Consider the following 6,040-nt stretch of genomic DNA (forward strand, 5'->3'; position numbering starts at 1 on the left):
GCATTCGTGGTTTCTTCGCTCATTTGGATGATTCCTCCCATAAAAAGTTAATGATTTATAACGATATAAAACATTTCATTAACATATTATATAATACTTGGCAAGCTTTGTCTATCAATCGAGGATCGTTCCGTCCGTATCGACCGTGACGATGCTCCAGGGGATCATTTTTCCGGAACGGTGCAGCGCGTCTGTCACGGCGGCAACGATACCGCCGCAGCAGGGAACGGACATGCGAACGACGGTAATGCTCTTGATGTTGTTGTGCTGCAGAATATCCGTCAGTTTGTCCGCATAGTCTACCTCGTCAAGCTTGGGGCAGCCGATGAGCGTGATCTTGCCCTTGATGAAATTCTTATGGAAATTACCGTAGGCAAAGGCAGTGCAATCTGCGGCTACGAGCAGGTTCGCGTTTTCGAAATAGGGCGCATTGGGCGGAACCAACTTGAGCTGTATCGGCCACTGGGAGAGTTGGGAGGGCGCGGAACCGGGGGCCTCGGACTCTGGGGCGGCGGCGCGGTGCTCGATCCGCTTTGACTGCATACCGGGGCAACCACCCTGCGGCGGCATTTTTTTACCCTGTCGTTCCATATTGCGTTTTACGGCTGCTTCGTCGAAGGCAGCGGCCTCGCGCTCCTCAAAGGAGATCGCGTCCGTAGGGCAGGCGGGCAGGCAATTACCGAGGCCGTCGCAATAATCGTCGCGCAGCAGCTTTGCTTTGCCGTTTACCAGGCCGATCGCACCTTCCTCACACGCGGATACGCACAATCCGCAGCCGTTGCATTTTTCTTCATTTATAGTAATGATTTTCCGTTTCATATTTTTTCCTCGTTTTCTTAGGTATTTGATACTCTTATTATAACCAGATACACAACAATGTAATGTTGCAATTGCAACAAAAAAAGGCGGAAATGCTTCCGCCTTTTCTTTACTAAAAATCCATCACCACGGTTCGCCCGGGCATTTGTCCGTCGGACCTTCGCGGTTTAAGTACCCTGTGCTGCCGTCTGCTTTTGTAAAGCTGACGTAAACCTGTTTGTTTTTATCTCCGGCCTGCTTGGACGCTTCTGCGATTGCCTTATCTTTTCTCAGGTCGTCGATATATTCCTCTGTCCCGAACTTCGGGTCTCTTACAATAACTTTATACGTCATAATCGATTCCTCCCTTTTTAAAAAACAATGTCTCTTGACATATATATATCCCAAAAAGAGGCACTTAAAACCATATTTTCATGAAAATACAAAATAATTTTAATGAAAAACTTATGTAATCTTTATGCGATCTTAATACGGCAAGGGGAACCCTAACACCGTCTTAATTTGCTTACCCTTATAATCATAACGTACAAGAAAATTTGTTTCAAAGGAAAGAGAAGGGAGAATCATCATGGGTGTGATCATCACTGCAATTGGAATCGCGGCAGCGGCGCTGTTTGTGTACCTGTTTGTTGTCCTTATGCGGGGGGACAAGCAATGAGCAATCAGATTTTACAGTATGTACTATACGTCGTTATTCTTGTTGCGCTGGCAATTCCGCTTGGTAAATATATCGGCAAGGTCATGAACGGGGAGAAGACATTTCTTTCAAAGGCTCTGGTACCGGTGGAGAACTTCACATACAAAATATTGCATGTGAATAAAAACGAGGATATGGGCTGGAAAAAATACGCGATGTGCTGTGTGCTTTTCAGCGCGTTCGGCTTTGCGATCCTGTTCTTTTTGAATATGGCGCAGGGCTTTTTGCCTTTGAACCCGGAGGGGCTCGACGGAACTTCCGCCCATCTTGCATATAATACGACGGCAAGCTTTGTGAGCAACACGAACTGGCAGTCATATTCGGGGGAAAGCACGCTTTCTTATTTGACGCAAATGCTTGGCCTTACAGTACAGAACTTTGTTTCTGCGGCGACGGGCATCGTCGTGCTGTTTGCGCTTATTCGTGGATTTACACGCGAGAAGGGTACGGGCATCGGAAACTTCTGGGTGGATATGACGCGGGTGGTATGGTATGTCCTCATCCCGCTTTCGCTGATCGTAGCGATACTGCTCGTTTCGCAGGGCGTGGTGCAAAACCTGTCGGCCTATGCGGAAACGAACCTTCTGCAGCCGACGACGCTTGTGGACGGTACGGTCGTCGCGGGGCAGGTCATCCCGCAGGGACCGGCGGCAAGCCAGATCGCCATCAAGCAATTGGGTACCAACGGCGGCGGTTTCTTCGGTGTGAACTCTGCGTTCCCGCTCGAGAACCCGACAATTTTCTCTAATATGATCGAAATGATCTCGCTCCTGTTGATCCCGGTGGCGCTGTGCTTCACCTTTGGCAGGAATGTAAAAGACAAACGCCAGGGCGTTGCGATCTTCTTAGCCATGCTCATTATGCTGGTCGCGTTTCTGTCGATCATTGGCTTCAATGAAGCGAGCGGCACGCCGCAGCTAAGCCAGGACGGCGCAGTCAGTATGGAAGCGACGGACAGCCAGGCGGGCGGTAATATGGAGGGCAAGGAAAGCCGCTTTGGTATTGCGACCTCCAGTACGTGGGCTTCGTTTACGACGGCAGCCTCAAATGGTTCGGTCAACTCTATGCACGACAGTTATACGCCTCTCGGAGGCCTTGTGACCATGCTGCAGATGCAGCTTGGAGAGGTCATCTTCGGCGGCGTCGGCTGCGGGGTATACGGTATGCTTGCCTTTGCGATCATCGCGGTGTTCCTCTCCGGACTGATGGTGGGCCGGACGCCCGAATACCTTGGTAAGAAGATCGAACCGTTCGAGATGAAGATGGCAACGCTCGTGTGCCTGGCGACACCGCTTGCGGCGCTCGTCGGTACGGCGATCGCCTGTTATGTACCATCGGTGATGGACAGCCTGACAAACAGCGGGCCGCATGGTTTTTCGGAGGTGCTGTACGCATTTTCGTCCGGCGCGGGCAACAACGGATCGGCATTTGCAGGGCTTAATGCCAATACGCCGTTCCTGAACATTGCGATCGGCACGGTCATGCTCTTTGTACGCTTTATGCCTATGATCGCGATATTGGCGATCGCCGGGTCTATGGTGCGCAAGCAAAAGGTGGCGATCTCTGCGGGAACGCTGCCCACGCACAATGCGTTGTTCATCATCATACTGATCATTGTGGTACTGCTTGTGGGAGCGCTTTCGTTCCTTCCGGCTCTGGCGGTAGGTCCTATTGCGGAATACTTCCAGATGATCGGTTAAGGGGAGGAGAAGATCATGAATGTAAAAAAACAAAAATTTGTAAACAAACAAATGATCGGGCGCGCCTTAAAAGATTCGTTTTTAAAGCTGAGCCCCAAAATACAGATACAAAATCCTGTCATGTTCGTCGTGTATGTCGCGGCGATCCTGACGACAGTCCTTTATGTATGCGCTCTTGTGGGGGTGAGAGACAACACGCCCGGTTTTATTCTCGGGATCGCAGTCCTTTTGTGGCTGACTGTCTTGTTTGCCAACTTTGCCGAGGCCATCGCCGAAGGCCGCGGCAAAGCACAGGCAGACGCGCTGCGGGCAACCAAGCGTGATATTATTGCAAAGAAGATACCAGCCATGCAGGAACGTGACAATGTGAGCGAAGTACCGTCCGCATCGCTTCGCAAAGGCGATATCGTCGTGGTGTATGCGGGAGAACAGATACCCGCGGATGGCGACGTGATCGACGGGGCGGCCTCTGTCGATGAAAGCGCAATCACGGGCGAATCTGCTCCGGTGATCCGTGAAAGCGGCGGCGACCGCTGTGCAGTCACAGGCGGAACGACAGTCATTTCAGACTGGCTGGTGATCCTTGTGACAAACAACCCCGGCGAGAGCTTCCTTGACAAGATGATCGCGATGGTAGAAGGCGCTTCGCGCAAAAAAACGCCCAACGAGATCGCGTTGCAGATACTGCTTGTGACGCTGACCATCATCTTTCTGGTCGTGACCGTATCGCTTTACGCATTTGCGCATTTCTCGGCGCAGATGCAGGGCATGGACGTCAACCCGACCTCCGTTACCTCGCTGATGGCGCTGCTGGTGTGTCTTGCACCTACAACGATCGGCGCGCTCCTTTCGGCGATAGGTATTGCGGGCATGAGCCGCCTAAATCAGGCGAATGTGCTTGCCATGAGCGGACGCGCGATCGAGGCGGCGGGCGACGTAGACGTACTGCTGCTCGATAAAACGGGTACCATTACGCTTGGCAACCGTCAGGCGAGCGAGTTTATCCCGGTGGACGGGACGGATATCAATGAACTGGCAGATGCGGCACAGCTTTCCTCCCTTTCGGACGAAACGCCGGAGGGCAGGAGCGTGGTCGTACTGGCTAAGGAAAAATTCAATATACGCGGCCGCAATCTGAGCGAGCTGCAGGCGACATTTATTCCCTTCTCTGCCAAGACGCGCATGAGCGGTGTGGACTATGAAGGAAACAAAGTGCGCAAGGGTGCGGTGGACGCGATCTGCGCTTACGCAGAAGCACACGGACAGCAGTATTCGGACGAATGCCGCGGTGTGGTAGAGCGCGTGTCTAACAGCGGCGGCACGCCGCTCGTCGTCGCCAAGAATGGCAAGATACTGGGCGTGATCCACTTAAAGGATATCATCAAGCAGGGCGTGCGGGAGAAATTCTCTGACCTGCGCAAGATGGGTATCAAAACGATCATGATCACGGGCGACAATCCGCTGACAGCGGCAGCGATCGCCGCGGAAGCAGGTGTGGACGATTTCCTCGCGGAAGCGACGCCCGAAGCAAAGCTCGATCTGATCCGCGATTTCCAAAAAAGTGGGCATATGGTCGCCATGACGGGCGACGGCACGAACGACGCGCCCGCGCTCGCACAGGCGGATGTTGCGGTGGCGATGAACACAGGCACACAGGCGGCAAAGGAAGCGGGCAACATGGTCGATCTCGATTCTTCGCCGACAAAGCTGATCGACATCGTACGCATCGGCAAACAGCTGCTGATGACCCGCGGCGCGCTGACGACGTTTTCTATCGCCAACGATATTGCAAAATACTTTGCGATCATCCCGCCGCTGTTCTTTCTGCTGTTCCCGCAGCTGCAGGCCTTAAACATCATGGGTCTGCACAGCCCGGAAAGCGCGATCTTTTCGGCGGTCATCTACAACGCGGTCATCATCGTTGCGCTGATCCCGCTTGCCTTAAAGGGCGTGAAGTACAGCGAGGTCCCGGCGGGCAAGCTGTTATCGAGGAACATACTGGTCTATGGTGTAGGTGGTGTGATCCTGCCGTTTATCGCGATCAAGCTGATCGATATGCTGCTTGTCGCGGTAGGGATGTTTTAGGAGGAGAACAATATGTGGAAAACAATAAAAACGGTTGCGCCCAAGGCGCTGGTGTTTATGCTGATCATGACGCTTATATGCGGACTGGTTTATCCGCTGGTGGTGACGGGAATTTCGCAAATTGCATTCCCAAAACAGGCGAATGGCAGTATGATAGAGGTGAACGGGGTAGCGTACGGAAGCGAGCTGCTGGCGCAGGACTTTACAGGAGCAGAATATTTGCACGGGCGCATCATGAACGTGAATGCAGAGACGTTTGCGGACGACGATGGAAATCCGTTGTTGTTCGCGGGGCCGACAAACTTATCGCCAGCGGATGAGAACTTTGACGCTTTGATGGCGGAGCGGGTCAACATGATCCGTGAGGAAAACCCGCAAATGGGCGATACGCCCATTCCGGTAGACCTCGTAACAAGCTCGGGCAGCGGCCTTGACCCGGCGATATCACCCGCGGGTGCGGAATATCAGGTTAAGCGCATTGCCGGCGCGCGCGGACTGAGCGAACAGCAGGTGCGTGACGTGATCGCAAACAATACACAGGGACGGTTTCTGGGGATTTTTGGGGAACCGACTGTGAACGTGTTAAAAGTAAATCTGGAACTCGATGGAATATTGCAGTAACAGGAGAACCATATGGAAGAAAAACGCCCTGACCCGGGAGAGCTGCTCAGGCAGTTAAAGCACGACGAACCGGAACACAAAGGGAAACTGAAAATATTTTTTGGCTATGCGGCTGGCG

Annotated in this window: 6 protein-coding genes; 4 read left to right on the forward strand and 2 right to left on the reverse strand. The window is 52.8% G+C overall.

Annotated features, from left to right (window positions below; translation table 11 throughout):
• Window positions 1–114: 114 nt before the first annotated feature.
• Both VB081_RS06775 and VB081_RS06780 read right to left on the reverse strand, forming a co-directional pair.
• Window positions 115–819: an ATP-binding protein gene (locus VB081_RS06775; protein WP_323400069.1), complete on the reverse strand. Its 705-nt coding sequence runs from the start codon at window positions 817–819 to the stop codon at window positions 115–117.
• Window positions 820–942: 123 nt separating this feature from the next.
• On the reverse strand, window positions 943–1,152 hold the full coding sequence (locus tag VB081_RS06780) for a hypothetical protein (protein ID WP_323400070.1): 210 nt from the start codon (window positions 1,150–1,152) through the stop codon (window positions 943–945).
• 235 nt (window positions 1,153–1,387) lie between these two features.
• Here VB081_RS06780 and VB081_RS06785 point away from each other — a divergent pair, with 235 nt between their 5' ends.
• Genes VB081_RS06785 through kdpC form a run of 4 tightly spaced genes read left to right on the forward strand, consistent with a single transcriptional unit; the run spans window position 1,388 to window position 5,922 of the window.
• On the forward strand, window positions 1,388–1,477 hold the full coding sequence (locus VB081_RS06785) for a potassium-transporting ATPase subunit F (RefSeq protein WP_323400071.1): 90 nt from the start codon (window positions 1,388–1,390) through the stop codon (window positions 1,475–1,477).
• A complete protein-coding gene (gene kdpA, locus VB081_RS06790; RefSeq protein ID WP_323400072.1) occupies window positions 1,474–3,216 on the forward strand; it encodes a potassium-transporting ATPase subunit KdpA in 1,743 nt (580 codons plus the stop codon). The genes VB081_RS06785 and kdpA overlap by 4 nt, the downstream gene beginning before the upstream one ends.
• Before the next feature lie 15 nt (window positions 3,217–3,231).
• Window positions 3,232–5,301 (forward strand): potassium-transporting ATPase subunit KdpB, encoded by a 2,070-nt coding sequence (gene kdpB / locus VB081_RS06795; RefSeq protein WP_323400073.1) that lies wholly within the window; start codon window positions 3,232–3,234, stop codon window positions 5,299–5,301.
• A 12-nt stretch (window positions 5,302–5,313) separates the two neighbouring features.
• Window positions 5,314–5,922, forward strand: a complete 609-nt coding sequence (gene kdpC, locus VB081_RS06800; protein ID WP_323400074.1) for a potassium-transporting ATPase subunit KdpC — start codon at window positions 5,314–5,316, stop codon at window positions 5,920–5,922.
• Window positions 5,923–6,040 lie beyond the last annotated feature (118 nt).

It is taken from the genome of Christensenella sp. (assembly GCF_034927525.1).
Taxonomy (GTDB): Bacteria; Bacillota; Clostridia; order Christensenellales; family Christensenellaceae; genus Christensenella.